The 3,428-nt window shown below is 61.2% G+C and carries 3 protein-coding genes and 1 pseudogene; 3 read left to right on the top strand and 1 reads right to left on the bottom strand.

The window, feature by feature from the left end; all coding sequences use genetic code 11:
* Positions 1–121 (top strand): annotated as a pseudogene (locus F1735_RS32790) (IS1595 family transposase); the annotation flags it as partial.
* Between the two features lie 75 nt (positions 122–196).
* Here F1735_RS32790 and F1735_RS32785 read toward each other — a convergent pair.
* Entirely contained in the window at positions 197–1,195 is a 999-nt protein-coding gene (locus F1735_RS32785; protein WP_167241094.1) for a hypothetical protein, read from the bottom strand.
* Between the two features lie 289 nt (positions 1,196–1,484).
* Here F1735_RS32785 and F1735_RS32780 point away from each other — a divergent pair, with 289 nt between their 5' ends.
* A complete protein-coding gene (locus tag F1735_RS32780) occupies positions 1,485–2,492 on the top strand; it encodes a DUF1176 domain-containing protein (protein WP_167241092.1) in 1,008 nt (335 codons plus the stop codon).
* A gap of 231 nt (positions 2,493–2,723) precedes the next feature.
* On the top strand, positions 2,724–3,110 hold the full coding sequence (locus tag F1735_RS32775) for a VOC family protein (protein ID WP_167241090.1): 387 nt from the start codon (positions 2,724–2,726) through the stop codon (positions 3,108–3,110).
* The last annotated feature ends 318 nt before the right edge of the window (positions 3,111–3,428 follow it).

The following is a 3,428-nucleotide window of genomic DNA, read 5'->3' as shown; positions in this document are numbered from 1 at the left end:
TCAGTATCGATTTAACCGGCGCTTCGATTTGTCGACCATTTTGACGCGCCTCTTGTACGCTGCTGTCGCCACGGGCAACCGAACCGAAGCGTGGTGTCGGTTAGCTGAAGATCAGCGCTAATCACCATATAGTTAACAGGTTTTTCCTGACCATCTGCTCGCCTGAATTCGACCATTTGTAGATAAACTCCGGTTATCATATCAAATTTTCAGACTTGTATATCATACAATCTAAAATTCTTGTGCGTCCAGTTGTTGCCCTGTATTCGGCATCATGATCGACGTCGTTCTGTGACATGCCGACCAGCGCGGCCTGGGCGATGTAGTCGCGGGCACCCGCGTGGTCGATCCTGCGCCAGGCGGCACCTGCCCGATGCTGAGCTGTAAGGCGTGCCGGAATAGCCGGACGCAGCGCTCGCAGTGGTGTTCCATGCACCCGCTCCAGGCCGGCAGGAACCACCGTGGCGGACCGCCGCACCGTCGTCCCCAGCGTATCTTCAACCCCCTGCAAGCCCACGTCTTCCGCGATCCGGAAGGCTTGCATGCCCGCACAGACACGGTCGTCCTGACTGGCAAAATCATGGAAGCGCAGGCGCTCGCGCTTGCCGAAATACGGAAACCGGATCAGCGGGCGCCGTGCCAGCCAGGCGATCAGCGGCCAGTCTAAACTGGCGAACGCCTCATCCACCTGCGGCGTCACGACATGCTCCTGCTCCCACGCCAAAAAGGCGTGGAACAGTTGCTGGCGTTTGTAGCGCGGATAAGCGGTGCCGGCGCGGCAAGACGCATGGCATTCCACCAGCAAGGCCGCAAAGCGCGTGCCGACCACAGCGCGGATGACCTCGTTGCCGCCGTATTGCCGCGTGTACTGGAAGATGGCGTACGACTCGGCGCACACCTGGCGGTGAATGCTGCGGAAACGGTCCGCAAACGCGGCAACGGCATCGAGCTTCTGCTTGCGCCTCCCAGGAATGCACAGAGACGGCAAGGAAGCGATGCGGGCACCGAGCTTTCCCAATTTGAAATAGCCGGTCGCCCACAAGGAGCCGTGCGCCGCGATCAAGGCGAATACATGGCGTTTGCCGGATTCGAGGTAAATGCGGTGATACAGCCTGACGCGCCGCTGCACATCGTGCAGTTCGCCCGCCAGCGCATAGCCCTCGCTCCTCAACATCTCGTATGCTGCTGCTGTCATCCTGTCCTCGCCTGCTGATAAGTTTTTCGTACTCATCTATACGCAAGCGCCGTGCCACGACCGCACCTGGTCCAAGTGACTGATTTATAAAGGATTGGTCGCTGCCTCGGCGGCATGCCTGTCAAGCACGTGTACAGCAAACCCATGGCAGCTATCAACAACGCTTACATCTGATGGGGCAGCGACGTCCGCCTTGACGCTTCCCCGGCTTTCATTGACACTTTAAACATATTTCCAACCTGGTAGAGGTGATCTGCCAGGCCGGTTCAACCTCGACAAGGGAGCGCGCATGAAAGCAAGTCACTGGATCGGCATCCTGCTTGGTCTCGTCAGCTGTGCCGCAAGCGCCGTCGACTTCGAGTATGGCGACTGGGCCGTCGCCTGCGATAACACGCGGCGTTGCGAAGCCGTCGGCTTCCAGCGAGAAAACAAAGGCGAAGAGCCGGTCGCCCTGTATCTGCTGCGCGAGGCCGGCCCAGACGAGCCCGTATTCCTCAGGTTGATGCTCGATACCGGCCGGGGCAAGGTGCCGGACAAAGTCAGCATCACGGTCGGCCAGGTGATCCTGCACGACCTGATTCCCGAGCAAGTCATCAACACCGACGACGCCGCCAAACTGATCCCCGCCTTGCTCAAGGGCGAGCGTGCCGAGGTCCGGGCCGGCACACGCCACTGGGCCGTGTCGCTCGACGGCGCCAGCGCCGCCTTGCTCAAAATGGATGACTTGCAGGGAAGGGTGGGCACGCCGGGCGCCCTGGTGCGCAAAGGCACGAAAAGCGAATCGTCGGTGCTGCGTGCGTTGCCCGTGCCCGTGCTGCGCGCCGCACGGCTGGACCGGGCGCGTCCGGGTGACGAGCGCCTGCTCGGGGCCATCCTCAAGGCCATCGGCAAGCGCGATTGCAGTCGCGACGAGGACGATCCCGGCCGAATGGAACGTAGCCTGCAGCGCCTGTCCGGCGGCAAGGTGCTGGTCATGATCCAGTGCGGACAGGGCGCTTATCAGTCCGGGTCCGACGTCTGGATCGCCAACGGCAAACCGCCCTATGCGCCAGTGCCCGCAGTCTTGCCGCCCCTTGAGGACAATCATGGGAACAGCGTTAGCAACGGCGGATTCGACGATGGCGTATTGAGCTCGTACGATAAGTGGCGGGCCACCATGGAATGCGCGACGTCGACCAAATGGCTGTGGACCGCGCAGGGCTTCAAGCTGCTCGAGGCGACGCGTGCCACGATGTGCCGCGGCTTCCCCGAGGGAATTGACTTGCGCATCTGGACCGCCAATCTGGCGCCGAAATAGGGCATCATTGCCGACAGGCCGTAAGGCGCGCCGATCGCCCTCCAGAACAGGTGGGGACCTCGAAAAACCGTAGCGAGCGGTGCAAGTTTCGTCGGAGAAGCGCAGCCGTACGAAGGTACGGTGAGCATCGCAGGACGAAAATTACGCCGCGCAGTAGGTTTTTCGAGGTCCCCAGGTGTCGGTACGCACCGATGCCCTTCTGGTTCAAGCTACGATAATCAAGGAATTGCCATGAAACGTGTCACCGGCATTGGCGGCGTCTTCTTCAAGTCGCCGGACCCGCCCCGGCTGGCCGAGTGGTACCGCGTGCATCTTGGTTTCAATATCGAGCAATGGGGCGGCGTCGCTTTCCGCTGGGCCGGACCGGACAATCCGGCCGGCACCGGCAGCACCATGTGGAGTGCCTTCAAGGAAGACACTCAGCACTTCGCACCGAGTCCGGCCGCGTTCATGATCAACTACCGGGTGCATGACCTGCACGCGCTCATGGCCGCACTGCGTGACGAAGGATGTCAGGTCAGCGACCAGGTCGACGAATCCGAGCATGGCAAGTTCGCATGGGTCATCGACCCGGACGGCAACAAACTCGAATTATGGCAGGCACCGGAAGGCCAATAACAAGCCCTGCATCGCCGGCAGAAGAGAGCTGTAGCCAAGCCCGGCTGGCCGCCTTGAACGCCGCCCATGCTGATTGCCATCCGCATTCGGCAGCCCAGGGTTGGTGTGTCGTATCAGTCAGCTTGAAATTCGAGGGGGGGAGCGGTTCAATCATGCTTGCACCTTTCAATTGCCGAGTGCTAAGGTGCGGCTTGATCGGTTGCGCGGCAAACCTCGCCCTTCAGGGCGGGGTCAAGAGCGCGAACGGCGCAGCCGTCCGGTTTGGTGCGTCTAGTGCGGCGTCTGCTGCTGTTCGATGTACTGCCGGATAACGGCGAT

It is taken from the genome of Massilia genomosp. 1 (genome assembly GCF_011682185.1).
Taxonomy (GTDB): Bacteria; Pseudomonadota; Gammaproteobacteria; order Burkholderiales; family Burkholderiaceae_D; genus Telluria_A; species Telluria_A rubra.
Note: the sequence above shows the minus strand (reverse complement) of the source record. Positions and strands in the feature narration are given on the sequence as shown.

Coding starts and splice junctions, on each gene's coding strand:
- F1735_RS32775 (WP_167241090.1), top strand. CDS start 2,724: ATGAAACGTGTCACCGGCATTGGCGGCGTCTTCTTCAAGTCGCCGGAC.
- F1735_RS32780 (WP_167241092.1), top strand. CDS start 1,485: ATGAAAGCAAGTCACTGGATCGGCATCCTGCTTGGTCTCGTCAGCTGT.
- F1735_RS32785 (WP_167241094.1), bottom strand. CDS start 1,195: ATGACAGCAGCAGCATACGAGATGTTGAGGAGCGAGGGCTATGCGCTG.